The sequence below is a fragment of the Macrococcus capreoli genome (genome assembly GCF_025628935.1).
In the GTDB taxonomy this organism is placed as follows: domain Bacteria; phylum Bacillota; class Bacilli; order Staphylococcales; family Staphylococcaceae; genus Macrococcoides; species Macrococcoides capreoli.
Window position 1 is genome coordinate 25,102 of sequence record NZ_JAOTIS010000016.1, and the last position, 26,830, is coordinate 51,931.

Genomic DNA, 26,830 nt, shown 5'->3' on the forward strand with positions numbered 1-26,830 from the left:
CATCTCCTAATATTCTGCTTGTTTTTCAGTAATTAATACTGCTCTTGGTTTTGAACCATTTTGACCACTTACGTAGCCCATCTCTTCTAATTGATCTATAATACGTGCGGCACGATTATAACCAATCTGGAAGCGTCGTTGAATTTGAGACGTAGATATATGACCTTCATCAATCATAAAATCACAAATTTCATTAAATAATTCATCTTTCGGTGCTTCTGATACTTTCTTTAATAATTCCTGCTCCTGGAATAAATAGTTCGGTTCACCCTGTGTTTTCACATATTGAACGACTGCATCAATCTCTTCATCTGACACATAGTTACCTTGAATACGAATCGGTTTATTCATCCCATTACCAAGATACAACATATCGCCGTTTCCTAAAAGTTTTTCGGCTCCGCCACTATCAATTATCGTTCTTGAGTCGACAGCTGACGATACCATAAACGCGATACGTGTCGGTACATTCGCTTTAATAAGACCTGTAATGACATTGACCGATGGACGTTGCGTTGCAAGAATCATGTGTATTCCGGCAGCACGTGCTTTTTGTGCAATACGTGCAATGGCATGCTCAACATCTTGTGGTGACATCATCATTAAATCAGCTAGTTCATCGATGACGATGACAATCTTCGGTAAACGTTCTACGTAACTTACTTTCTGGTTATAAGCAGTAATATTACGAACATGAATATCAGCAAATATTTTATAACGTCGTTCCATTTCTTCTACGACCCACTTCAAGCTTTCAGTGGCCGCTTTAACATCCGTAATAACGGGTGCGATTAAATGCGGTAAGTCGTTATATGGTGCCAGTTCGACCATCTTCGGATCGATTAATAATAATTTCAGCTCATTTGGATTATTACGATATAATAGCGAAACTAATATAGAGTTGATGCAAACAGATTTACCTGAACCTGTTGCACCGGCAATTAAACCGTGTGGCATCTTCGCTAAGTCCATAATCATTGGTTCATTATTAATACGTGCACCGAGGGCAACCGTTAGCTTGCTCTCAGCAAATTTCATCTTCTTACTGAATAACACTTCACTTAAATTTACATTACGAGTTTCTACATTTGGTACTTCGACACCTACTAAAGACGTTCCTGGAATCGGTGCTTCAATACGGATATCTTTTGCTGCAAGCGCCATTTTTATATCATCTTGTAAGTTTGTAATGCGTGATACTTTCACACCCTTTTCAACAGATAATTCAAAACGTGTGACAGATGGACCTACGACAACATTCTCAACTTTCGCTGGTACATTGAAATGGTAAAAAGCATCATCTAGCTGTGCTTGATGTTCTGCAACCCAAGTTTCATCACGTTCCATTTTATCTTCAGGATGGAGAAGTGAAACAGGTGGTAATAAATATTTCGGACCGATGCGTTTCGCTGGCTCTTTTTTTACAGGATATCCATTATTGCTTACGATCGGGCGATTTTGTTGAGCTGGTTGTGATGATTTTTCATATATTACTTCTTGTGTCGGTTTTTGAGTTATTTCTGATACTGCTTCTGGCGCTTTATTAACTTCCTGGTTGATAACACCTTGTTCAAATGATTGTTGAATATCTTGAGCGATTGATTCATTTTTTTCTGTTGGTGCCTCAATATTTTGTTGCTTCTTTTTTTCGAGTAAGCGACGTTTATCACTCGGCGTCATTACAACATTAAATGGTGATACTTTCTTTTTCGGTAAATCATTATTTATTGTTAGATGTTCCGGCGTTTCAACTGGTGAGTCTTCTATTGAAGGTTCATTTGAAGGTTCATCTAAAGGTTCTTCAGTTGAATTGATTGCAAGTTCTGGTTCAAGTGATGGTTGCACTTTATTCGCATCTTCTTCAATTATTGACGGCGTTTGTACTGGTGTAGCCGGTTGAATGTCTGGCATTAACGTTGGCTCTAATGACTTTCCAGGCTGTACTTCAGTCGTTTGACTTTCAGTAAATGATTGAGAAGTGTCATCCACCTCAAGTGATTCATCATATGCTTCATCATACGATGCTTCAAATGTATCATCTACGACTTCCGTCTCAGATTCCTCTTCTATCGGTTCAAAAGTAACGTTCTCGTCAAGGAATGAACCTTCGTCGATAACTTCATCAACACTATTAACTTCATCAACATTAATAACTTCAATGTTTGATTGTTCAGATTTCAATGAATCCATTTCAGTTTCATCTTCAGTTATATTTACTGTTTCATCGTCAAGAACCTGTTCTGCATCTGATTCAATTTCCGCTTCAATTTCAATTATCTCAACATCTTCATCGGGTACAACTTCTTCAATTTCAACGTCTTGACTGTTTTGATTCAATGCATCATTATCGTTACCGTGTAACGGCGTCTTCGTTGAATATGTTACTGCATCACCATCATCAATTTGAATCGTTTCAACTCGTGCATCCGATTCTTGTAGTAATTGGTGCTCATTTGCCGTTACATATTCTGATTTACTTTCCGCTTCATGCATTACATCAACTTGCTTCAATTGAGGCGTATGGTCAGCTGTTGATGTGTCAATAATCGTCACACGATCTTCTAATATTTGTGGTTGATCCTCCACTTTTAAATATTCTACGTCATTTTTATCTTCGTGCATCATCGAAGATATGGCTTCTTGCTGTAATTTAATTTGCTCACGTTCTAATTCAAACTGCTTTTTACGTTGCAATTTCTTTTCACGTTCACGTCTAATTTCAGCAACTATTTGAGAGGCATATACATTCTCAATATTTACGGTATTATCTTCTTTACGATGCGGTGGTGTTGCAGGTCTTGTTTGTGTTACCTTTTTACCCTGAATTGGTTGAATGGGTTGTGTCGACTTTACTGGTTGTTTAAGTGTTGCTGGATCTTTACGTGGCTTCGTACCATAAATTGCAGATGGTACTTCAGATGCTTTAAATTTCGGTTGATGTACGTTAAATTGCTTTTCCGTAAATGATGCTTCTTTATATGACGCTTTCGGTTGATAGCGGCTATAATGTGGTGTGTCATTTAAACGTGTTTTTGGCTGATAGCGTTCAAAGTTCGGGCTCGCTTGATTATGTGACTGATACTTAGATTCTGATAATGCATTTGATTGTTTACCACGCCTTCTTTCACGGCGCGGTATGTAGTCATTGCCAAAAGATGTTCGAATCGTTTCAGTATTAACATTATCAGGTTGATACGTAACTGTTTCATGCGATGCTTTTGTATAAGACTGTTTTTGATACCTATCTGCATCAGTTTGGTCATGTTGTGAAATGTGGTGTTCAGCTGTTTTTATATTGTCGACGTTTAAAGGAAATCTAAACTTCCCTCTCGGTCTGCGATATACATCATCTTCATTCACTGATTCCTGTATGGGTTTTGTTTCTTTGTCTGATGATTCTCCAAATAATTTATCAAACCAACTCATATATGCACCCTATACTTCTTTGAAGAAGTCTTCGCCGATTTGTCGTGCGTCATCTAATACAAGAATCCCTTTTTTCTCTTCAGAATCAGTGAATCCTAATTCGCGTTCAGAACAAATCATACCTTTTGAAGGTACACCGCGAAGTTCTGCATCTTTAATTTGCATACCACTTGGCATAACAGCGCCCACTTTAGCAACAACGACTTTTTGGCCTTGCGCAATATTTTTAGCACCACATACAATCTGTAATTTTTCAGTACCAACATCAACAGTTGTTACATTTAATTTATCTGCATCTGGATGTTTTTCACATGTTTCAACATAACCAACGACAAATTTAGGAGATAAATCCACTTCTAAAGGGGATTCTAAACCTTTATAGATTAATAAGTCGTTAATTTGTGCCATTAACGGTTCTGTTAATTTTACTGGACCATTAGAAGTCAATCCTAATGAAGATACACCACTCACATTGTATCCGACTACTTTTCCGTCCTTCTTAATCGTAACGATATCACCATTCTTGCTATATTCAAACGGTCCATCTACAGGATCTAACGTGATAAATATATAATCTCCAACAATTGCGTTATAAAAAATATTCATAAGTAAACTCCTTGTGTTATAGTATTTTTCTTCTTTATCTATTATATGCTTTATTGACTTCTTTTTCTTAAAAAAACAGTTAAAAATATCAGAAATATTACACTATGATATTATTTATTCGGATGATCTTGCTCTGCTTTTTCGGCCATAAATTTTTGGCGATTACGTTCTATACGTTGAATGGCTTGTTGATCACGCTTTGCATTATTTTTCCCTAAAATAAACACTGGCGTTAATGTATCGTCTTTATACTGGAACGATAAAGATGTAATCGGCACTAATCCATTCGCAAAGAATGCCATTGTCATTTGTGCTAGTACGTCATATCCAGTTTCATTTTGAATATCAGCGATGATTAATACATCTGCATGGGGTGTTGCAACGAGCATTTCTCCCGTAATACGTGCTTCAAAATCTTTAAGCAATTGCTTGTTTAATATTCGACTCGCATCATATCCATCATTCGCATTAAAGAAGTAATAAGTGTTACCGGCAACAACATCTGTTTTGTATGTTGTTTTTAAACCGTTGACGTTGAATAAAGCTTGTTCTTTTATATGTGCTTCATCAATTCCTAATTCTGATTGGATTTGTGCATCAATTAAACGGTAAGTTTTTCCTAAATCAATGGCATAATAAATATTTGTTTCTGCTGTATGTTCTGATATTAAGAACGGGATGTCATTTTGTTCTTTCGGGAAACTCGTTGAACGAATGACAGGCATGATTTTTGCACCTTCAGGTAATGACGTATTCCCCATCGCATGAATTGTTTCATTAATGTAGTACAGTACTTCATCGATAATACTGTCTTTTTTCTCTTTATATTTTGCTGCTACAGGAGCAAGCTTAATAGTTAAACCTTTATTGTTGTCTAATCGTTCAACACGTAACGTCTCTTCTTTACGATCAAATTGTGTTGAAACAACTGATGTATCCAGCGCATCAATTAAACGATCTCTTATCTCAAATACATTCACAATCTCACTCCTCACATAACTTTCATTGTACAATAAAACCCCAGAGGCTGTCGAATGAGCAAGAGGCTGTTTTCAATGCGTCCAGGACCGAACAAACTGGAACTAATCCCAAGAAATCGCTCTTTGATTTCGATGGGATTGGTGAAGTTTGACGAGGTCCTGCATTGAAAACGCCGTTTAGACGCAAGCAAACTGGAAACAAAGCCGAAAAATATCCCTATAAAATCAATTTCAATTTTACAGGGATAATATAAATTATAATGATTGAATAAACTCATTCACTTGTTCTTTCGTTTTTCTATCTTTCGATACAAATCGTCCAATTACTTCAGCATCTTTAAACGCGATAAAGCTAGGAATACCCATCACTTCATATGCAACTGCTAAATCAATAAATTCATCTCTATCTACAGAAATAAACTGATAATTACTATTTTCCTGTTCTATTTCCGGCATTAATGAATCTATGAAATGACAATCTGGACACCATGTTGCAGTAAACATTGCAATCGTTGGTGATTGAATTGCTTCTTTAAACATTTCTACTGATTCTATTTTTTTCATCATGCTAACCTCCAGTTTTTATCGTTTGTTCACCCGGCTTAATAATATTTGCTCGGCTCATCACTATATATACAATATAACTGATTACACCTGGTAAAAGGAAATGAAACAAACCAATTTGAAGCCATGTAGTCATATTGCTTCCCATCGTCTTTATCGTCATAATTTGTCCAACAAATCCACTCGTCCCCATGCCTGCGCCAGCTGCTACATTTTTCATTGGCCAGAGCATTGTCATTATAGGTGCAACGATAATACTTGCAATTACAGGTGGAACTAATATAAACGGTCTTACCAAATAATTCGGGATTTGAATCTTACTTGTACCAATGCCGTGTGCAATTAAACCTTGTAAACCATTATCTTTATAACTTGTCACTGCAAATCCAATCATATGACAACAACATCCAATCGTCGCAGCAGCTGCAGCAGTACCATTAATACCAAGCATTAATGCAAGTGCAGCACTTGATATTGGACTTGATAACGTTAATCCGAAAATAAGTGATACGAGAATCCCCATTAATAACGGCTGTTGTTCAGTGGCAAATGTAATAAAGTCTCCGAGTGATAACATGAAAGATTGTATGAAAGGACCTACAAGTTTCGCTATCAAACCACCGATTATTAATGTTAATAATGGTGTTAATATAATATCAATTTTTGTTTTCGCACTATAAAACCTACCGAGTTCAGCAGTCGCTAAACTAACAACATATGTTCCGGCTGCACCGCCTAGTTCATAACCATACATACCTGTGACTGCACTTGAAAATATCACCATTGGTTTAGCACCAAGTCCAAACGCAACTGCTACCCCTACATCTGCACCTGTATATTGTTTCGCTAACTTACCTATTTCAATCAACATTGATGTATCAATAAATGGTTTAAGCTCTGTTCCTAACGTTTCTAATATAAGACCAATAATTAATGAACAAAATAAACCTAACGCCATATAGCTCATACCATCAACGAACCATCGTTTTAATAAGACTTTCAATATGTCATCCCCTTTTTTCTCATTTCCATCATAATAGCATATTCATATTTTTTTCTGAATACTTAATTTTTTAATAATCGGGATGAAATTAATAATGGATATTATTTAGTGATGTCAGTGAGCTGCAAACCATTCTTCCGGCTCACTCATGACTCAAATCAACCTCGAGTGAGCTGCAAACCATTCTTCCGGCTCACTCATGACTCAAATCAACCTCGAGTGAGCTGCAAACCATTCTTCCGGCTCACTCATGACTCAAATCAACCTCGAGTGAGCTGCAAACTATTCTTCCGGCTCACTCATGACTCAAATCAACCTCGAGTGAGCGATATTTAACATTATCGCTCACCCACCAATCAACATTAACACTAAAAAAATGCGCTCACTTGGCATCAATTAGCCAAGCAAGCGCAATATATTTATATTGATAAAATATTTAAAAATCTTCTTAAATGTTCAGATTTAGGATTCGTAAATATTTGTTCTGGATGATCGATTTCTTCTATACGTCCATCATGAATAAATGCAACTTTATCTGCTACACTTCTGGCAAATGCCATTTCATGTGTCACAATCACCATCGTCATACCTTCATCACGTAATCCTTTAATAACTTTCAATACTTCCTGAACTAATTCCGGATCAAGTGCAGAGGTCGGTTCATCAAATAACATGACTTTCGGATTCATCGCAAGTGCTCTTGCAATACCGACACGTTGTTGCTGACCTCCTGATAATGAAACTGGATATTGATCTTTTACATGAAGTAAATCAACTTTCTCAAGTAAATTTAATGCAACTTGTTCTGCTTCAGGCTTTTTCATCCCTTTCACTTGAACAAGACCTTCCATTACATTTTCAATTGCCGTCATATGCGGGAACAATTGAAAGTTTTGAAATACCATACCTGTCTTCTTACGTACATCAATTTGTGACTTCTTATCTTGAGCAGTATATGACACACCGTCAACTGTAACCGTTCCTGAAGTTGGTATTTCTAAGGCGTTCATCGTACGTAATAAAGTTGTCTTCCCAGAACCACTACGGCCAATTAGTACAACAACTTCCCCATTACTAACTTCTAAATCGATATCCTTTAATACTGTTTTGTCACCAAATTGTTTCACTAAATTTTGAATTGAAATCATCGTTGATACTTCCTTTCAACTCTTGATTCATAAATACCTTGAATTACAGATACGATAAAACATACGACCCAGTACATTATCGCAACCAGTGTATAAATTGATAAAAATTCATAAGTCGTAGAAGCTACTTGCTGGGCATTTCTAAACATTTCTGCAACTAAAATATATCCTAAAAGTGATGTATCTTTAATTAAGCTCAAGAAAGTATTGCCTAAAGCGGGTGTAGCCGTACGGATCGCTTGAGGTAAAATAATACGCTGCATCGTTTGTTTATGACTCATACCGATGGAATATGCAGCTTCTGTTTGCCCGTGTGGCACAGATAATATACCACCACGAATTATTTCAGAACCATATGCACCTACATTTAAGCTCAGTGATATAGTCGCTGCTGTAATAGATCCGAGTTTAAATGCCTGATCCGGATCTCCTGTAATCAGACGGCCGATTTCAGGAATACCGAAGAAGATGATAAACATCTGTACAAGCATTGGTGTTCCTCGGAAGATTGATACGTAAATACGTGCTGGAATACGCAATATCTTTTTGTTCGAAATTCGTGCTAACGCTGTAAAGATTGCAATAATAAATCCTAGTATAAACGTAACAATCGCAATTGGAATCGAATATTTGACTAAACCCCAAAGCATTGGCTCAAAAGCTTGAGCCGCCGCATTCAGGGCATGTGACATTTCTTCATTAAGGACGAGTGACATCTTCACCGAACCATTTTTCACTAATTTTTTTCATTGTACCGTCTTTTTGTAAAGCATCAATCGCTTTATCGAAATCTTTAATTACTTTTTCATCTGTTTTCTTTGTAAATACAAATCCTGATTGTGTTTTTTCTGCATTGCCTTCTACAATTTTGATATCAGCATTTTTCTTTTGTTTTAAATAATCTAATACAGAAATTTTATCGTTAAATGTACCTTCAACACGGTTTGATAATACCATTTCCATCGCTTGGTTAAATCCTTCTACTGCAGTAACTTTAGCACCTTTTTCTTTCGCTAACTTACCATAGTTTGAAGTTAATGTTTGCGCTAAATCTTTACCTTTAACATCATCAAACGATTTAATATCTGAGTTTTTACGTGTTACTAATACACCTTTTGTGTATGTATATGGTTTTGAGAAGTTATATTTTTTCTTACGATCTGCATCCATACCGACTTGGTTGGCAATTGTATCAAAACGACCTGAATTTAAACCAGAGAACATTGAATCCCATTGTGTTTCAACAAATTTCACTTTGTATCCAGCTTTTTTTGCAACTGCTTCTGCAATTTCAATATCAAACCCTGTCAATTTGTTGTCTTTGTCATGGAACGTAAATGGTGCGTATGTTCCTTCTGTACCAATCGTAATTTCTTTTGCGTTATCTTTTTTATCTGTGCTATTGTTACCACATGCTGTAAGGACAAACAATGCTGCAAAAATAATTGCTAATATTTTTTTCATTTTCCATTCTCCTATTCTTATCAATTTACTCGGAATAGGTTTTATTTTAAAGCATTTTTATTTTAAGTCAACAAAAACATGCCGTTATTACAAAAAAGATGAGACATATTCATTTATATGCCTCATCTTCCAATTTAATTCAACTTTAAATATTCAATGCGTTCGTCATTCGTTGCTTGTAGTAACGCCATTAATCCGTCACGTGCTGCATAATAATCTCGAATATCAAATATCGTATGATTAGAATGAATGTAGCGTGCTGGTACGCCAATCACTGCAGTTGGAATGCCTTGTAAAGCCGTATGAATCACACCGCCATCCGTACCTCCTGGTGACGTATAATACTGGTGTTGAATATTATTAGCCTCATACGTCTCAAGGAGCCATTGTTTAAATGATGGCTTCAAAATCATCGTACGGTCAATAATACGCACTAATGTCCCTTCTCCAAGTTTACCATTGGCATTACTTCCTGCTGTGTCATTTGCTGGTGAACAGTCCACAACAAATGCTAAGTCTGGTTGAATCATATTAGCAGATGGTCCAGCACCACGTAATCCCACTTCTTCCTGGACATTTGCACCGACATATAAGTCGAAAGGTAATGCTTTATCTTTTAATTGTTCAAATAAATCAATAATAATCGTACAACCGTAGCGATTATCCCACGCTTTGCATAAAAATCTATTCGCGGTTAACTGCTCAAAGTCAACTGCCGGTACGATTGAGTCACCTACATGAATACCCATTTCAAGCACTTCTTCTTTTGTTTCAGCACCGACATCTAATAACATATCTTTTATTTGAGGTGTTGCTTCTTTACCCGTTCTAAAATGTGCCGGCACACTGCCGATAACACCACTATATTGTTTATTATCACGCGTTAATACTTTCATTTTTTGTGCTTGTAATACATCGGCTGGCCAGCCTCCGATTTCAGTAAATTTGAGCAATCCTTTATCCGTAATATCCGTTACCATAAATCCAACTTCATCCATATGAGCTGCAATCATAACACGCTTTGCATTAGCTTGTTTAGATTTTTTTAAGAAGAATACGCCACCTAAACCGTCCTGTAATACTTCATCAGCAAGTGGAGATAATCTTTCAATTAAATAGTCACGCACTAAACGCTCATGACCTGGTGCCCCGTGTAATTCTGTTAAAGTTTTTATTGTATTGAATAGTTGTTCTGTCATGTTATTTACTCCTTATGGTAGAATATAATCAATATAAATGAAACGCATGCATACTACATCACACATTTCAATGAGAGGAATCATTATATGAAAAAATATCAAATCATTATTCCGATTGCTGTTATTACAGGTATAACGTTATACCAATTAAGATCTCATATCGCGATGAAAAATCCAGAATATTTATTAAAAACAATTGTTAGTCAATATGAAAATGTTACGGGTTCAGTGATTATTTATGAACCTGAAAAACAAGAAAAATTTGGTCAAATCACACACATTTACCGCGGTATTATCAATACAACTGATAAAGACTTTGAATTTACAGTTGATGCCTATACGGGCGATTTGATTGATACGAAAGAAATATAGAGGCTGTCGAACGGGCGATAAGACGCAAGTAAACTGGAGACAAAGCTGAAAAATCGCTTTTTGATTTTGATAGATTTGTCGAAGTTTATCATGCGTCTGCCCGTGAGACGCCGTTTAATCCGAGAGGCTGTCGACAAAGCGATTAGGCACGAGCAAACTGGAAGCAATCATAATAAATCGTACTTTGATTTCGTAATGATTGCTGAAGTTTGTCAAGTGACTGCTTTGGAAACGCCGTTTAATCCGAGAGGCTGTCGAACGGGTGATAATACCCGTTTATATTTCAGCCCTCTCTTCCTGTTGTGCTTTTAAATAATCAAATGAACGTTGAATACGTTCTAATCCTTCTAATAATTTTTCTTCACTACATGCCACATTAAACCTAAAATGCGTACTTGCTGAAAGTTCAAATGTATTCCCAATTCCTGTTGCAATCTTCCCGACATTTTGTAATGCATCCTGCACTTCAATTTCATTAAATCCACTTTTCGCAAAGTCTATCCATGCTAAAAATGTAGCATCAGGCTTCTGGAAGAATAAACAATCCGATAAATGATCTGCAATGTAATCTTCCACTATGGTCATATTATTATCGATATGCGCATTTAATTCATCCAGCCAGTCTGCACATTCTAAATAAGCGGTCTTAATCACCGTCAATGCAACAAGGTTCACTGCTGCAAGTCCGTACACTGACATCACTTTCGTATTGATTGTTTCACTCATAAATTTATCTTTCGTAATAAAATACGCATGCGGTATCCCAGAAATATTAAAGCTTTTCCCTAAACACGTTGTCACAAGCATATGGTCGTACTCGTGCATAAATTGCGCAAGTGTCACGTGCTGCCCGCGTCGCACAAAATCCATATGAATTTCATCTGAAATAATATACACGTCGTATTTTTTACAAATTTCAATAATCTTTAATATCTCCTGCTCAGAAAAAACTTTTCCAGTCGGATTATGTGGATTACATAATAAAAATACTTTATTTTGCGGCATTTGACATAAATACTCAAACTGAACAAAATCCATCGTATATTCATAACCATCATAAAAAAGTTCATTCTCAACAATCATACGATGATTCCCTTGAATGAGCTGAATAAAGTTATGATACGCCGGTGTGTTCAAAATCACACCATCACCTTCGTTTGTTAACAGTCTTATCGCTTCTGTAATCGTAAATAACACTGATGGTGCATAACTTAAATCTTGCTTTAATACGTTTGTATTAAAGCGCGTCTTAAACCAATGTCTAATCGGCGTATAAAAATTATCGTTTTTCCAGTTGGTATATCCAAACACGCCGTGCGTCAAACGATCAGCAATCGCCTGCGTAACTTTCTCTGGTGTCTTAATGTCCATATCTGCAATCCAGAATGGCATTAAATCACGACGACCATAAATTAAAGGCAACATTTCAGTTTGTACAGCATTTGTATTCAAACGGTTAATCGTCTCATTAAATTGATACATAGCATCCTCCGCGTTCAGTAAATTTTCCCATTACTTTCAGTCTACACTAAACACACGATAAAAAAAAGATGAGACCCGTTGTCTCATCTTTTAAAAGTACGCAATTATTTAAATGTTGCTTCTAAACGATTAATTCTAAATCCTTTAGCCGAAAATTTCTGTTCATATTCGGTCTTAATATTATCAGCAGGTTCATTTTCATGTAAATTTAAATTAATGTTTTTAAGCTTCATACCAAACTGACTCATACTTTCAATTGAATATTCAAATAAACCTTGATTATCCGTCTTAAAATGAATTTCGCCGTCTTCTTTCAATATCGTTTGATATACTTTTAAGAAGTTCTCATGTGTTAAGCGGCGCTTTGCATGACGCGTCTTTGGCCATGGATCAGAGAAGTTTAAATAGACACGATCAATTTCACCCGGATTAAAAATTTCAGTCAATTTCTCTGCATCAACGGTTAACAGACGTAAATTTTTTATATTCTGTTCAATCGCTTTCTCAACGATACGAATCATGACATTCTTATCACGTTCGATACCGATGTAATTAATATCAGGATTAGCCTTTGCCATCTCAGTAATAAAACGTCCCATACCACTACCAACTTCAATATGAATCGGTTGCTCCGTTTCAAACCATGATGTGATATTGTCTTTTTGAGATAAGTCGATACTGACAATATCTTTATGCGCGAGCAAATAGTCTTCTGCCCACGGCTTATTTCGCATTCTCATTTATGTTACTCCTTTAAATAAATCTATTCTGTGTTAATACTTCATCTAAAAACTTTAACCATTCATTCATATCGTGGTATCTGCTTTTCTCTTCATACCATTCAATCATCGCAATAGCCTGGATAATCGTATACCATTTCATACGTTTCTCTAAATCGATTGTATATTCAATACCGTATGTAGATAGCCACTGTTCCCAGTCCACTTCATCACTATACGTATAAAGAATCATCCCTAAATCAATTGCCGGGTCTGCAATCATTGCACCTTCCCAGTCAACAAGAAACAGTTCATCCTGATCAGACAATAACCAGTTATTGTGGTTAACGTCACCATGACATACCGTATAGAATTGACCATCTAAATTCGGCATATGCTCTTCAAGATAAATTAAAGCTTTTCTAATCGTATGATGTGTTAATACGTTACGCGATAAAGAGCTATTAATTTTCTTAAGGAGTATATGAGGATACATCGGCTTCATTTCTAAACGCTTTAACATATTAAGTAAAGGTTTAGAGCGATGGATTTTTTTCAGGAGTTTCGCAACACGTTGGGAACCCATTTCTTCATGTGTTAATGATCGTCCATTCTTCCAATGCTGAGCAGTTACGACTTCGCCCGTTTCAATACGTTTCGTCCAAACGAGCTTCGGCACGATCCCCTCAGCTGACAATGCAGCTAAGAACGGCGAAGAATTACGTTTAAGAAATAGCTTACGACCATCCTGTTCTGCCATATATGCTTCACCTGAAGCACCTCCAGCAGAATCTAATGTCCAGCCAAGCTGATAGAAATGTTCCAACATGTTCACCTCCCACAGTAGAAAAAAGAAAAGGCAATGAGAAATAATCTCTTGCCTTATTTTTAGTTCGAACGTTTTAACGACTTATTTAAATTTTATATCCTTTTATAAAAATATTCAAGTCTAACTTTCTATCGGACCGTGAATATATGTTCATTTGTTACACACAGTGTAATTCAACAACTTTTAACCGTGCAGTTGATGAATGGTTGCTTCAAACTGACTTTGAAGTTGCTTCACGACGGGCCCGACATTTCCTTGATTGATCAGAGTACCATCAATTGACACGACCGGCATAACTTCTTGCGTAGTGCTTGAAATAAAGACTTCATCCGCTGCTTTTAACGTTGATGCATCAAATGTCACTTCTTCGAATGGAATATTTTCATGTGCCGCAATTTGTTGAATGACACGGCGCGTAATACCATTCAAGATGAAATTATTTGCAGGGTGCGTCATAATCTTACCGTCTTTCACGATATAAACATTGCTTGATGCGCCTTCAGTCACGATGCCATTTCGAATTTGAATACATTCTTTCGCACCTTGTTCAACAGCTTTCTGCTTATTCATAATATTACCTAATAAATTTAAACTTTTAATATCACAACGCAACCATCTGAAGTCTTCTGCAGTAATCACTGGAATACCGCTTTGAATTTCGTTTACTGGGCGCTCAACACTATTCGTATATAAAAGTACGTTCGGTTTCACGTCTTTTGGATATGCATGGTTTCTTATCGCATCTCCACGCGTCACCTGTACGTAAATCGTACCATTATGAATATCATTTCTTTCAATTAACGTATTACAAATCTCAATATATTCAGATGATGAATATGGACTCTCAATTGCAATCTCTTGTGTACTGCGAACGAGTCGTTCGAAATGTTCTTCAGCGGTAAAGAGTTTCCCTTCATACACTCGCACAACTTCATAAACACCGTCTCCAAACTGAATACCGCGATCGTTATAACTAATCTGTGTATCTTCAGCGACGTAATTTCCGTTTAAAAATATCACCATATTACTCACCTTCTACACATACGGCATGAATCGCTTCTAAGTAAATTGCAGTCGCATCAAATAATTGTTTCTTACTAATATATTCATTCTTCTGATGCATTAAGTCTTCTGAGTCTTTAAACATTGCACCGAATGCAACACCTTTTTCTAAATTACGTGCATATGTTCCTCCACCAATAGTATATGGTTCAGTCATATCACCTGTTTGATTACGGTAAGCTGTTAATAACTTTTGAACGAACGGATCATTCTTATCAACATAATGTGGTACTTGGTGCGTGCTGACTTCAATTTCAAATCCAGCTTGTGCAATTTGTGTTTCGAAACGGTTTATTTCAGCTTCGAAATCAAAGCCGTTTGGATAACGTAAGTTTACACCATAATGACCGCCATCAACATCTGTATAACTCATCACACCATAGTTTGTAGTTAATTGACCCATCTCTTTAGATTCAAAAGCCATACCTAACTTTTCACCATAATGTGAATCGAATAAATACGTATCACCAAAGTTCACAAATGATTTCGCTTTCTTATCTAAATCTAAAGTATTTAAGAAGTGAATTAAATATAATCCAGCATTCACACCTTTAAATGGTTCCATGCCGTGTACAGATTTACCTTCAATTTGAAGTGATAACTGACCATTCTCAACAAATTGTTTACCTGCTAATTTATGTTCTATTAAGAAGCCTTCAAATGATTGAATCACTGCGTCCATTTTTTCTTTAACTTCAACTTTCGCTTCAGCAAAGTCAGGTACCATGTTGTAACGTTCGCCTGCTTTAAATGCTTTTAACTCAACTTCAGGCGCTGTTTCGCTTTCTTCGTTACTATTTTGAATAATATCAAATGTAGTAATCCCTTTTTCACCGTGTATTAACGGGAAGTCTGCATCCGGGGCAATCCCTAAATCCGGCATCGGTTCAGTTTCGAAGTAACGGTTCGTACATTTCCAACCTGATTCTTCATCTGTTCCGATAATGATATGAATTTTTTTCTTCCAATCTACTTTCATATCATCTAAAATTTTAATAGCATAATATGCTGCAATCGTTGGCCCTTTGTCATCTAACGTCCCACGTGCAATAACTTTATCTTCCGTAACTACCGCATCAAACGGGTTTGTATCCCATCCACTACCTGCAGGTACGACGTCAACGTGACATAACACACCAAAGATTTCTTCACCTTTCCCCGCTTCAATACGCCCAGCAATATGATCGATATCAACTGTTTGATAGCCATCACGCTGTGCAATTTCATACATGTATTCAAGTGCTTGACGTGGACCTGGACCTACTGGATTTTCTGCATCCGCTAAACTGTCATCACGTACACTTTCAATATTTAATAAACCTGTTAAGTCTGCAATAATTTTATCTTCGTATTGCGCTACTTTCTCTCTCCACATAACGATTCCTCCTCAAGCGATATAACCTTATATTACATGATACAACAGAGAAATGAAAACAATTATAGAAAATTTAAATAAATAAAAAAAGCCAGCCAAATTGGCTGACTTATCTATACATCTTATTATTTTAATTCGTCTTTAGAAACCGCATTCGGATTATTGTTCGCTACATCTTTATCTGTTACGATATGAATGTTGTTCGCGCCACCTTCATCGTCGAAGTTTTGTTTTTCTTCTTCAATTGAACCATCTTTTTTCACGAATTTTTCAGCGTAAGGCGCTGCTTTTTCTTTTAATGGTGCAACTTTTTCTTCAACTTTAGAAGATAAGTTCGCTTTATAAGCATTTGGATCTTCTTTCACTTTGTTGATTTCTTCTTTAGCAACTTGTTGTAAGTTTACTGCTTTTTCTTTAGCAGAATCTGCATATGCTTTCGGGTCTTGCTTCGCTTTATTGTATTCGTTTAATACTTTATCTCTGTTTTCTTTTTTTGAAAGGAATGCTGCAACTGCAGTTCCTCCAATTACTAATGCTGCTTTTAATAAACTTGTTTGATTGTTATTCGCCATTTTAAAACACCTCTTCTTTTGATTTGTACTGTAACTATACCCACCGTTAATATGTGTAAACATTTAAATTTTAATTTCTAACACATTTTATTTCTTCGGGTGATAATTTCTTATAGTCTCCCGTGCTTAAAGTGGCATCTAACGCAAGATTCCCCATCTTAATACGCTTTAAGTACGTCACTTTCATACCGACTGCTTCAAACATGCGTTTCACTTGATGGAATTTTCCTTCCTGAATAATTAATTCGACCTCACTCGTTTGTTCTGCACTGTTCACATTCATAATGGTTAACAAGCCTGGCATTGTATGATACCCATCATCCAGCGTTACACCGTGCTGAAATTGTTTCACCGTTTCATCAGATACGATACCGTCAATTTTAGCGAAATACGTCTTGTTGACATGTTTCTTCGGACTGAGTACGTCATGTGTGAACTGACCATCATTCGTCAATATAAGTAAACCTTCCGTATCTTTATCTAAGCGTCCGACAGGATGTAAATCATAGTGCTCGAATCCACTCACAATATCGATGACCGTTCTATCTTTATCCTGTGTACTTGATACAACACCCGCTGGTTTATTTAACATGATATAAACATATGGTTCAAAATGAATCACTTCATCTTGAACCATTACAGTATCTGTTTCCGGATTTAATTTCATGTCTGCTTTAGTTACAGTATTACCGTTTACCGTAATCACTTTTTTCTTAACTAACGCTTTAACGTCTTTTCTTGAACCAACGCCATGATGACTTAAAAACTTATCGAGTCTCATCGTGTCAACCTATTTCGAATCGACTGAACGCGTGCACCGAAAAATTGATCGGCTAATCGGGATTTCATTGATAAAGCCGCATAGACAAATGCACCGACGAACGCACCGACACATAGAATAATTAATGCATCCATTTTGCTTGAAATTGATAAAAATTGAATCATCACTAGATATACGATTTGTACGACAACGACCATGATTAAGCCGTATAACGTTATCATTAACATCTGTCCGGCTGTCGAACGGTATTTAAAGCCGGCATATTTTTTGATGACATATAAATTACAAGTTATATTGAATGTCATCGCAATTGCAGTTGCGATAATCGCACCTACCGTATGGAACGCCATAATTAACGGAATATTAATGACTAATTTAACTAAGAGTGCTGCAATAACGATAAACACTGTTAAGTTCTGTTTATCAATTCCTTGCATCATTGCAGCAGTCACTGATACTAAAGCAAGTAATATACTGACAGGTGCATAATAGAAAAGAATATTGTTCGCTACAGGATTATAACTATAAAATACTGTGTATAGTGGGCCTGCAAGCACCATGATGCCGAGCGCTGCTGGTACTGTTAAGAACATTAATAAACCGAATGTCGTTTTGATTTGCTGATGCATTTCGTTAATCTTACCTGAAGCATGCGTACGTGTAATTGATGGTACTAAACTAATCGCAAATCCACCTGCTAAAGATGTCGGAATCATCACTAATTTATTCGTTGTTGTATTTAATATTGTCAGTAACATATCATTCATCTTACCAGGTACACCGGCTAAACCAAGTGCAAAGTTATGCGTGAACTGATCGATTGTTGTATAAAGTGGTACACATAAACTTACGATAACAAATGGAATACTATACTTTAATATTTCTTTATACATACTGCCATAACTAACATCCGTATTAGAATCATCTGATGCAACCATTTCATCGATATACGGTTTACGCTTTCTCCAGTAATACCAAAGTGTAAGAATTGCACCGATTGCACCTATCGCAGCAGCAAAGACTGCAATTTCATTGGCGAGTAATACAGATTTGTGCATCACGTTTAATACGATAAATGTCCCGCCTAGTAAGAATAATATACGGGCAATTTGTTCGATTACTTGCGATACAGCAGTTGGTCCCATTGAATCATAACCTTGGAATATACCACGCCAAGTAGCAAGAAACGGAATAAATAATACCGCAAAAGAAATAATACGAATGATTTCAGTAATATCTTCTACTTTCCAGATTCCTTCTGAACCTGCAAGCGAAGCTTCTGCTATCATTGGACTTAAGAAATAAAGGACAACAAATCCTAAAAAGCCGGTTAATCCCATAACAAGTAATGAGGATTTATAAAGCTTATAACTCACTTTATAAGCTCCGATTGCATTATACTTAGATACATATTTGGCTACCGCCAGCGGAATACCCCCCGCTGCGATCGTTAACATCACGACATATGGCGGATATGCCATGTTGTACGGTGATAAATTTTCCTCTCCACCGATAATTGCATAGAAAGGAATAATGTAAAGAATCCCTAAAATCTTCGTAATAAAAATACTCGCTGTCAGTAAGAATGTACTTCTGACGAGTGAATCTTTCTGTGACATAACTTCATCCCTATCTTCATAAATTTTAGAGTTTGTACAAATGTACATTCTACTCATTTTCAATGTAGATTATCATACCACCATTATAAAAATTTAACTACTGAATTCATATATTTTACACTAAATAATATGTATAATGATTGCGAATGGAGGTTATACAATGTATGAAACGATAGTAATTGGCGGTGGTCCGAGTGGCTTAATGGCTGCGATTAGCGCCAGCGAACATCAAAAAAAAGTATTGCTGATTGATAAAAAAGATAAATTAGGACGTAAATTGCAAATATCGGGTGGCGGTAGATGTAATGTTACGAACAATGTTACGCATGAAGAACTGATTAAACATTTACCGGGTAACGGCAAGTTTTTATATAGTGCGTTTAATACGTTTGATAATTATGCGATTATTGAATATTTTGAGCGACTTGGTGTTGCTTTAAAAGAAGAAGATCACGGTCGAATGTTTCCGGTCTCTGATAACGCAAAAGATGTCGTAAATGCGTTAAAACAGCAACTTGTGAACAACAACGTTGAAGTAAGAACAACGACGAAAGTTGAATCGCTACTCATTGAAAACAACAAAATCATTGGTGTAATGTTATCCGATAATATTCCGGTTTATGCAAATAACATTATTATCGCGACTGGTGGTAAATCTGTTCCACATACAGGTTCTACTGGAGATGGCTATGTGTTTGCTGAACAAGCAGGTCATTCGATTACAGAGCTCTTCCCGACTGAAGTACCGATTACATCGAGTGAACCATTTATTAAGTCAAAAGTTTTACAAGGGTTAAGTTTACAAAATGTTGGACTAAGCGTATTACGTAAAAATGGTAAACCACGTATTACCCATCAGATGGATATGCTATTTACACACTTTGGCATATCTGGCCCTGCCGCACTACGCTGTTCACAGTTTATTTATCATGAGCAGAAGAGCCAGAAGAAACAGGATATTGTCATGATGATTGATGCGTTTCCTGAGATGACGATCGGTGCATTAACGCGTGATATCGAAAAAATGATTAACGATAATAAAGATAAAACGATTAAGAATAGCTTGAAAGGCCTGGTGCAGGAACGTTATCTGCACTTATTATTAGAGCGTGCTGAATTGAATATGGAAGACAACGGTCATCACCTCAAGAAAGAAAACTTGAAAACGTTTGTCGAATTGTTAAAGGGATTTAAGTTTGTGGTGAACGGTACACTATCTATCGACAAAGCATTCGTTACAGGAGGCGGCGTATCAGTTAAAGAAATCGTTCCAGCAACGATGCAGTCGAAATTACATGATAACTTATATTTCTGTGGTGAAGTGTTAGATATTCATGGATATACAGGTGGGTACAATATAACGAGTGCATTGGTGACAGGATATGTGGCTGGGATGAGTTGTAGGTAGAAAATTAATTATTTTAAGAACAGACTGGTTATTTGAATAGGCGGCTGTATTTTTGTTTTACAGCCGTTTACGCCTTTATTTTTTCAATCTTACATGAGTAAGCGGTTGTATTTTTGTTTTACAGCCGTTTATGCCTTTATTTTTTCAATCTTACATGAGTAAGCGGTTGTATTTTTGTTTTACAGCCGTTTACGCCTTTATTTTTTCAATCTTACATGAGTAAGCGGTTGTATTTTTGTTTTACAGCCGTTTACGCCTTTATTTTTTCAATCTTACATGAGTAAGCGGTTGTATTTTTGTTTTACAGCCGCTTACGTCTTTATTTGTTCCAACTTACGACCTCTGCCATTACAAAAAAATACCGGACACTCACAGAGTATCCGGTATTATCCTATTTCCTATTCACTTAACATCGGCGCAATAACTGCCATACCACCCTCAACATTCATCGCTTTATAGCCGTTTCCTAACAAATATTGTGTAACGTTAGCGCTGCGCACTGCATGTGCACATACGATATAATATGCCTGTTCCTTATCGAGTTCATCCATACGCTCAGGTATATCATTCATTGGTATATGTAAAGCACCTTTAAGCATCCCTTGTTCCACTTCAAATGGTTCACGAACATCGATGATATTAAGCGCTTCACCACATTTTACTTTCTCTACAAATTCCTCTGTACTAATATTTTTCATATACTCTCCTAGTTCGCTACGATATTCACTAATTTATTCGGAACCGCAATCACTTTACGGATAGTCTTACCTTCAATTTGTGTTTTAATCGCATCTTGTGCTAACGCAAATGCTTCTAATGCTTCTTTATCTGTATCTTTCGCAACTTTTGCTTTTAATTTCACTTTACCGTTCACTTGTATAACGATTTCAACTTCATTATCAACAAGTTTACTTTCATCAAATGTCGGCCAAGCTTCATACGTAATTGTATCTGAATGACCTAAGATCGCCCAGATCTCTTCAGTAATATGCGGTGCAATTGGTGATAATAATTTCACAAATCCTTCAACATATTCACGGCTTACAGCATCTTGTTTATACACTTCGTTAATGAATACCATCATTTGTGAAATTGCCGTGTTAAAGCCTAACGTATTGTAGTCTTCTGTCACTTTCTTCACTGTCTGGTGATATACTTTTTCTAAGTCTGGTGTTGCACTTTCTACAACTTTCGCATTTAATGTCCCTTCTTCAGTAACGAACGCACGGTATACTCGGTCTAAGAAGCGACGCGCACCGTCTAAACCGTTTGTACTCCATGCAATAGATGCATCTAATGGTCCCATAAACATTTCGTATAAACGTAATGTGTCTGCTCCGTGGCTTTCAACAACGTCATCTGGATTAACGACGTTACCTTTTGATTTACTCATTTTTTCGTTACCTTCACCGAGAATCATACCTTGATTGAATAATTTCTGGAATGGTTCTTTCGTTGGTACTACGCCTAAATCGTAAAGGACTTTATGCCAGAAACGAGCATATAATAAGTGCAATACAGCATGCTCTGCCCCACCGATATATAAATCAACCGGTAACCAATATTTTAATTTCTCTGGATCCGCTATAGCTTCACTGTTATGTGGATCGATATAACGTAAGTAATACCAGCAAGATCCTGCCCATTGAGGCATCGTATTCGTTTCACGACGTCCTTTCATACCTGTTACAGGATCTACTACATTAATAAATTCATCAATGTTTGCAAGCGGTGATTCACCTGTACCTGATGGCATAATCTTATCTGTCTTCGGTAACATTAACGGTAATTCTTCTTCAGGTACCGTTGTCATTGAACCATCTTCCCAGATAATTACTGGAATTGGTTCACCCCAATAACGTTGACGTGAGAATAACCAGTCACGTAATTTGTATGAGATTTTTTTCTCACCAATGCCTTTTGCTTCAAGCATTTCAATGGCACGCTGAATACCTTCTTCTTTATTTAAGCCATCTATTTCACCAGAGTTAATATGTAAACCGTCACCAGTGAACGCTTCTTTGTCGATGTCTCCACCTTCAAGCACTGCTTTAATTTCTAAACCGAATTGTTTCGCGAATTCATAGTCACGCTCATCATGTGCAGGCACCGCCATAATCGCACCTGTACCATATGATGCTAATACGTAATCTGAAATCCAGATTGGCATTAATTCATCAGTAAACGGGTTAACTGCATAACTTCCAGTGAACACACCTGTTTTATCTTTCGCTAAATCTGTACGTTCTAAATCAGATTTACGGCTCGCTTGTTCCTGGTATGCGGTAATCGCTTCACGTTGCGCGTCTGTCGTAATTTGTTCAACTAATGCATGCTCTGGTGAAAGGACTGCATACGTTGCACCGAAAATCGTATCCGGACGTGTTGTAAATACTTTAAATGATGCATCTTTACCATCAACTTTAAACTCAACTTCTGCACCTTCTGATTTACCAATCCAGTTTCGTTGCATATCTTTAAGTGATTCAGGCCAATCTAAGTCATCTAAATCTTCTAATAAACGATCTGCATATTCAGTAATTTTTAATACCCATTGACGCATCGGTTTACGAATGACTGGGTGTCCGCCACGTTCTGAAACGCCATCAACGACCTCTTCGTTTGAAAGTACTGTACCAAGTGCCGGACACCAGTTCACTGCCACTTCATCTACATACGCTAAACCTTTTTTGTACAATTGGATAAAGATCCATTGTGTCCATTTATAATATTCTGGATCTGTCGTATTTACTTCACGATCCCAGTCATAACTAAAGCCAAGTTCCTGAATTTGTCGCTTAAATGTTGCAATATTTTTCTTAGTGAATTCAGCAGGGTCATTACCTGTATCGATCGCATACTGCTCAGCTGGTAAACCGAACGCATCCCAACCCATTGGATGTAATACGTTATAGCCTTGCATACGCTTGAAACGAGACACGATATCTGTTGCAGTATATCCTTCTGGATGCCCAACGTGAAGTCCAGCACCTGATGGATAAGGGAACATATCGAGTGCGAAGAATTTCGGTTTATCCGTATCGTCCGTTGTTTTAAATGTCTTATTGTCTAGCCAGTATTTCTGCCATTTCTTTTCAATTGATTGATGATTAAAGCTCATGTTCATTTCCTCCTTTTTAATAAAAAAAGACAGCCATCCCTAATAATTAGGGACGACTGTCATCTATGACAACCGCGGTACCACCCGCAATTCACTTTAAAAGTGCAGCTTTAAATATACTATTTAACACTAGCAAGTTCATAAGTTACAATTACCAGTTCACAGCAACCACTGGCTTTCTTGAAATTGTTTGCTTACTACTACTCTAGATATATTTACTATATAGGAGCGTTGATGCTTTTTCAAGTTTTTTATTAAATTATTAAAAACATCTTAAACAATTAATTCGAATTATGCAAATATTTTAAATTTTTAGTGTAATAATAAACGCTTCTAAACTGAAGGTGTCTTAATACGTTTATCATAAATTGAAAGGAATATAAAGCCGATACAGACAAAACCAATCATCGTATAGAACATGAAATGCATATTATACATATCGACAATCATTCCACCAAGCACCGGCCCAATCGCACGGCCTAACGTTGCAGTAGAATTAACAATCCCCTGATACACGCCTGTACGACCTTCTGGTGCTAATTCATTCGCTATCGTCGGGACAGCTGGCCAGACAAACATTTCACCAATTGTTAATATGACCATACCGACAACAAACATCGTAAAGTCCTGCGCAAAACTTGTCACAACGTATGAAATAATAAAGATGATTAACCCTGTCGCAATTTGCAATTTAATCTTCTCACTCATAAGATGAATAACCGGTCGTATTAACGGTTGTCCGACAATAATAAGAACACCGTTAACCGCCCATAATAAACTGTATTGCTTTAGCGATATCCCTAAATCCTGCGTATAACTTGAAATCGTTGATTGCCATTGAACATAACCAACCCAGCAAACACAATACGTAATACAAATGAGTATTAATGCTGTAAATCGATGTTTATCTTTAATATTACCCACATCTTTCATTACGTTGCCGCCTGTTTGTACAACTTTAGATGAACGGTATCCAAACACCGCAATACAGAAAAATACGACATATAACATTAAATTCAACATAAAAATATAATCAAAACTTAATTCTGCTATAAATCCGCCTAATGCTGCGCCGAGTGCTACACCAATATTTTGAGATAAATAAATCGCGTTGAACGTCTTACGCCCTCCTTGTGGCCATGCAGTACCTGCCATCGCATATATAGATGGAAAGACAATCCCTGAACCAAAACCTAATATGACTAACCAAATGGCGTACCAAGGCCAGCCATGTAAGAAAATAATACCGACTAAACTTAACATTGAAATGATGATCCCGATTAATATCGAACGATACCCACCATATTTATCAAACATTGTTCCACCTAATAAATTGCCTAGAACTGAAGCGAAAGAGTTTAACATTAAGACAAAGCCTGCGAGACTTAAACTCTTTCCGAGTTCATTATGTAAATATATAGTGTTAAGTGGCCAGACTAAACTCGCCCCCGTCACATTAACCGCCATTCCGATAACTAATAGCCAAACAAGTTTTGGCATTTTCATGAATATAACTGCCTCCTCTAAGCATTATTTTTCCCCGAATACCTCTATTATATGTTAAAATCCTAATGTTAAGAAAGAGGGAGAAAAAATGACACAATTTAAATATGCATTGGATTCAAAACTTTATCATACATGGAATTATCATTTAAGACAAAAGTTTGGCACAAAAATCTTTAAAGTGGCTTTAGAAGGTGGATTCGATTGCCCGAATAGGGATGGTACTGTCGCTTTTGGTGGTTGTACATTCTGTTCTGCTGCTGGAAGTGGTGATTTCGCTGGTGACCGCGTTGATCCGATTCCAGTTCAATTCGAAAAAATTAAAAATAAAATGCATGAAAAATGGCATGACGGACAGTATATCGCTTATTTTCAAGCGTATACAAATACGCACGCACCTTTAGACGTATTAAAAGAAAAATATGAAGCAGCGCTTGCACAACCTGGCGTTGTTGGATTATCGATTGCTACGCGACCTGACTGTCTGCCTGATGACGTTGTTGAATACTTAGCCGAACTAAATGAAAGAACATATCTATGGGTTGAACTTGGACTGCAAACCGTTCATGAGAAAACGTCCAACATCATTAACCGTGCACACGATATGCAGTGTTACTACGAAGGTGTCGCGAAATTACGTAAACACAACATCAATATTTGTACGCATATTATTAACGGCCTGCCATTAGAAGACTACGACATGATGATGGAAACTGCACGTACCGTTGCGCAAATGGATGTGCAGGGTATTAAGATCCATTTACTTCACTTACTAAAAGGCACGCCGATGGTGAAACAATACGAAAAAGGTATGGTTGAATTTATGAGCAAGGAAGACTATGTGAAACTTGTCGCTGACCAGTTAGAAGTGTTACCGGAAGAAATGATTATCCATCGTATTACCGGTGACGGACCGATTGATTTAATGATCGGACCGATGTGGAGCGTAAATAAATGGGAAGTATTGAACGGGATTGATGCCGAACTTAAAAACCGTAACAGTTATCAAGGTAAATACTATAATAAGGAAGTTCAATAAATGAAAGCGTTAGGTGTATTACCATTTGCCAGAGATTTGATTACGAAATATATCGACCAGGATGTTACAGTAATTGATGCGACATGTGGTAACGGCAATGATACTTTATATTTAGCTCAAACGTTAAATCATACAGGACATATTCACGCCTTCGATATACAGCCACAAGCGATTAATAACACAAAAGAAAAAACGAAAGACTATCATAATATAAGTTATCATCAACTTGGACATGAACACGTATTACAAGTTGTAACGTCACCCGTTCGACTTGCGATATTTAATCTTGGCTATTTACCGAAAGGCGATAAATCGATTGTGACATTACCAGAAACCACGATACAAGCGATTGAACATATTTTCTCAATATTAGAACCACACGGGATTATTATACTCGTTATTTACCCGGGACATGCTGAAGGACAAATTGAGAAAGATGCCGTGCTCAATTATTTAGCTCAAATTGATCAGCAAACCGCACATATTTTTAAATACGAATTTATTAACCAAAAAAATAACCCACCATTTGTGGTCGGTATTGAAAAAAGATAAAATAAT

24 protein-coding genes are annotated in these 26,830 nt (G+C 36.7%); 4 read left to right on the forward strand and 20 right to left on the reverse strand.

The genetic code is table 11. The features are described from left to right. Positions 1-6: 6 nt before the first annotated feature. The 9 genes from OCL94_RS11200 to OCL94_RS11240 all read right to left on the reverse strand — a co-directional run bounded on the left by OCL94_RS11200 (position 7) and on the right by OCL94_RS11240 (position 10,390). Positions 7-3,426 carry a DNA translocase FtsK gene (locus OCL94_RS11200; protein WP_262997013.1) on the reverse strand — a complete coding sequence of 1,140 codons (3,420 nt, stop codon included), beginning with the start codon at positions 3,424-3,426 and terminating at the stop codon, positions 7-9. Between the two features lie 9 nt (positions 3,427-3,435). Then, a complete protein-coding gene (gene ytpR / locus OCL94_RS11205) occupies positions 3,436-4,032 on the reverse strand; it encodes a YtpR family tRNA-binding protein (protein WP_262997014.1) in 597 nt (198 codons plus the stop codon). 110 nt (positions 4,033-4,142) lie between these two features. Further along, positions 4,143-5,012, reverse strand: a complete 870-nt coding sequence (locus OCL94_RS11210; protein WP_262997015.1) for a DUF1444 domain-containing protein — start codon at positions 5,010-5,012, stop codon at positions 4,143-4,145. A 255-nt stretch (positions 5,013-5,267) separates the two neighbouring features. Continuing rightward, the gene (locus OCL94_RS11215; protein WP_262997034.1) at positions 5,268-5,576 is read right to left on the reverse strand and encodes a thioredoxin family protein; all 309 of its coding nucleotides are present in this window, start codon (positions 5,574-5,576) and stop codon (positions 5,268-5,270) included. A 4-nt stretch (positions 5,577-5,580) separates the two neighbouring features. Next, positions 5,581-6,579, reverse strand: coding sequence for a PTS transporter subunit IIC (locus OCL94_RS11220; protein WP_262997016.1), 999 nt, complete (start codon positions 6,577-6,579; stop codon positions 5,581-5,583). A 419-nt stretch (positions 6,580-6,998) separates the two neighbouring features. Next, complete coding sequence (locus OCL94_RS11225) at positions 6,999-7,727, reverse strand: amino acid ABC transporter ATP-binding protein (RefSeq protein ID WP_262997017.1); 729 nt, start codon at positions 7,725-7,727, stop codon at positions 6,999-7,001. Then, positions 7,724-8,443, reverse strand: coding sequence for an amino acid ABC transporter permease (locus OCL94_RS11230; RefSeq protein WP_262997035.1), 720 nt, complete (start codon positions 8,441-8,443; stop codon positions 7,724-7,726). Before OCL94_RS11230 ends, OCL94_RS11225 begins: the two co-directional genes overlap by 4 nt. After that, positions 8,427-9,191 (reverse strand): amino acid ABC transporter substrate-binding protein, encoded by a 765-nt coding sequence (locus tag OCL94_RS11235; RefSeq protein WP_262997018.1) that lies wholly within the window; start codon positions 9,189-9,191, stop codon positions 8,427-8,429. The genes OCL94_RS11230 and OCL94_RS11235 overlap by 17 nt, the downstream gene beginning before the upstream one ends. A 134-nt stretch (positions 9,192-9,325) precedes the next feature. Beyond that, positions 9,326-10,390, reverse strand: a complete 1,065-nt coding sequence (locus tag OCL94_RS11240) for a M42 family metallopeptidase (protein WP_262997019.1) — start codon at positions 10,388-10,390, stop codon at positions 9,326-9,328. A gap of 87 nt (positions 10,391-10,477) precedes the next feature. On the opposite strand from OCL94_RS11240, the gene OCL94_RS11245 reads away from it, so the two are divergent. Continuing rightward, a complete protein-coding gene (locus tag OCL94_RS11245; protein ID WP_262997020.1) occupies positions 10,478-10,762 on the forward strand; it encodes a hypothetical protein in 285 nt (94 codons plus the stop codon). 276 nt (positions 10,763-11,038) lie between these two features. Here the strand turns inward: OCL94_RS11245 and OCL94_RS11250 are convergent, their stop codons facing one another. The 8 genes from OCL94_RS11250 to OCL94_RS11285 form a co-directional block, all read right to left on the reverse strand. Further along, positions 11,039-12,244 carry a MalY/PatB family protein gene (locus tag OCL94_RS11250; RefSeq protein WP_262997021.1) on the reverse strand — a complete coding sequence of 402 codons (1,206 nt, stop codon included), beginning with the start codon at positions 12,242-12,244 and terminating at the stop codon, positions 11,039-11,041. A 104-nt stretch (positions 12,245-12,348) separates the two neighbouring features. Further along, positions 12,349-12,984 (reverse strand): tRNA (guanosine(46)-N7)-methyltransferase TrmB, encoded by a 636-nt coding sequence (gene trmB / locus OCL94_RS11255; protein ID WP_262997022.1) that lies wholly within the window; start codon positions 12,982-12,984, stop codon positions 12,349-12,351. A 13-nt stretch (positions 12,985-12,997) separates the two neighbouring features. Further along, on the reverse strand, positions 12,998-13,789 hold the full coding sequence (locus tag OCL94_RS11260) for a phosphotransferase family protein (RefSeq protein ID WP_262997036.1): 792 nt from the start codon (positions 13,787-13,789) through the stop codon (positions 12,998-13,000). 186 nt (positions 13,790-13,975) lie between these two features. Beyond that, a complete protein-coding gene (dat, locus tag OCL94_RS11265; RefSeq protein ID WP_262997023.1) occupies positions 13,976-14,815 on the reverse strand; it encodes a D-amino-acid transaminase in 840 nt (279 codons plus the stop codon). Between the two features lies 1 nt (position 14,816). After that, positions 14,817-16,229: a dipeptidase PepV gene (gene pepV / locus OCL94_RS11270; protein ID WP_262997024.1), complete on the reverse strand. Its 1,413-nt coding sequence runs from the start codon at positions 16,227-16,229 to the stop codon at positions 14,817-14,819. A gap of 125 nt (positions 16,230-16,354) precedes the next feature. Continuing rightward, positions 16,355-16,801, reverse strand: coding sequence for a YtxH domain-containing protein (locus OCL94_RS11275; protein ID WP_262997025.1), 447 nt, complete (start codon positions 16,799-16,801; stop codon positions 16,355-16,357). Between the two features lie 70 nt (positions 16,802-16,871). Then, positions 16,872-17,582, reverse strand: coding sequence for a pseudouridine synthase (locus tag OCL94_RS11280; RefSeq protein WP_262997026.1), 711 nt, complete (start codon positions 17,580-17,582; stop codon positions 16,872-16,874). Continuing rightward, positions 17,579-19,201: a putative polysaccharide biosynthesis protein gene (locus OCL94_RS11285; protein ID WP_262997027.1), complete on the reverse strand. Its 1,623-nt coding sequence runs from the start codon at positions 19,199-19,201 to the stop codon at positions 17,579-17,581. Before OCL94_RS11285 ends, OCL94_RS11280 begins: the two co-directional genes overlap by 4 nt. A gap of 160 nt (positions 19,202-19,361) precedes the next feature. On the opposite strand from OCL94_RS11285, the gene OCL94_RS11290 reads away from it, so the two are divergent. Next, positions 19,362-20,609 (forward strand): BaiN/RdsA family NAD(P)/FAD-dependent oxidoreductase, encoded by a 1,248-nt coding sequence (locus OCL94_RS11290; protein ID WP_262997028.1) that lies wholly within the window; start codon positions 19,362-19,364, stop codon positions 20,607-20,609. 398 nt (positions 20,610-21,007) lie between these two features. On the opposite strand, the gene OCL94_RS11295 is transcribed toward OCL94_RS11290, so the two are convergent. The 3 genes from OCL94_RS11295 to OCL94_RS11305 all read right to left on the reverse strand — a co-directional run bounded on the left by OCL94_RS11295 (position 21,008) and on the right by OCL94_RS11305 (position 25,236). Then, positions 21,008-21,307, reverse strand: a complete 300-nt coding sequence (locus OCL94_RS11295) for a rhodanese-like domain-containing protein (protein WP_262997029.1) — start codon at positions 21,305-21,307, stop codon at positions 21,008-21,010. Between the two features lie 8 nt (positions 21,308-21,315). Continuing rightward, positions 21,316-23,730, reverse strand: a complete 2,415-nt coding sequence (gene leuS, locus OCL94_RS11300; protein WP_262997030.1) for a leucine--tRNA ligase — start codon at positions 23,728-23,730, stop codon at positions 21,316-21,318. Positions 23,731-24,063: 333 nt separating this feature from the next. Continuing rightward, positions 24,064-25,236: an MDR family MFS transporter gene (locus OCL94_RS11305; RefSeq protein WP_262997031.1), complete on the reverse strand. Its 1,173-nt coding sequence runs from the start codon at positions 25,234-25,236 to the stop codon at positions 24,064-24,066. A gap of 88 nt (positions 25,237-25,324) precedes the next feature. Between OCL94_RS11305 and OCL94_RS11310 the strand changes: the two genes are divergently transcribed. Continuing rightward, on the forward strand, positions 25,325-26,272 hold the full coding sequence (locus OCL94_RS11310) for a TIGR01212 family radical SAM protein (protein WP_262997032.1): 948 nt from the start codon (positions 25,325-25,327) through the stop codon (positions 26,270-26,272). Next, complete coding sequence (locus OCL94_RS11315) at positions 26,273-26,824, forward strand: tRNA (mnm(5)s(2)U34)-methyltransferase (protein ID WP_262997033.1); 552 nt, start codon at positions 26,273-26,275, stop codon at positions 26,822-26,824. The last annotated feature ends 6 nt before the right edge of the window (positions 26,825-26,830 follow it).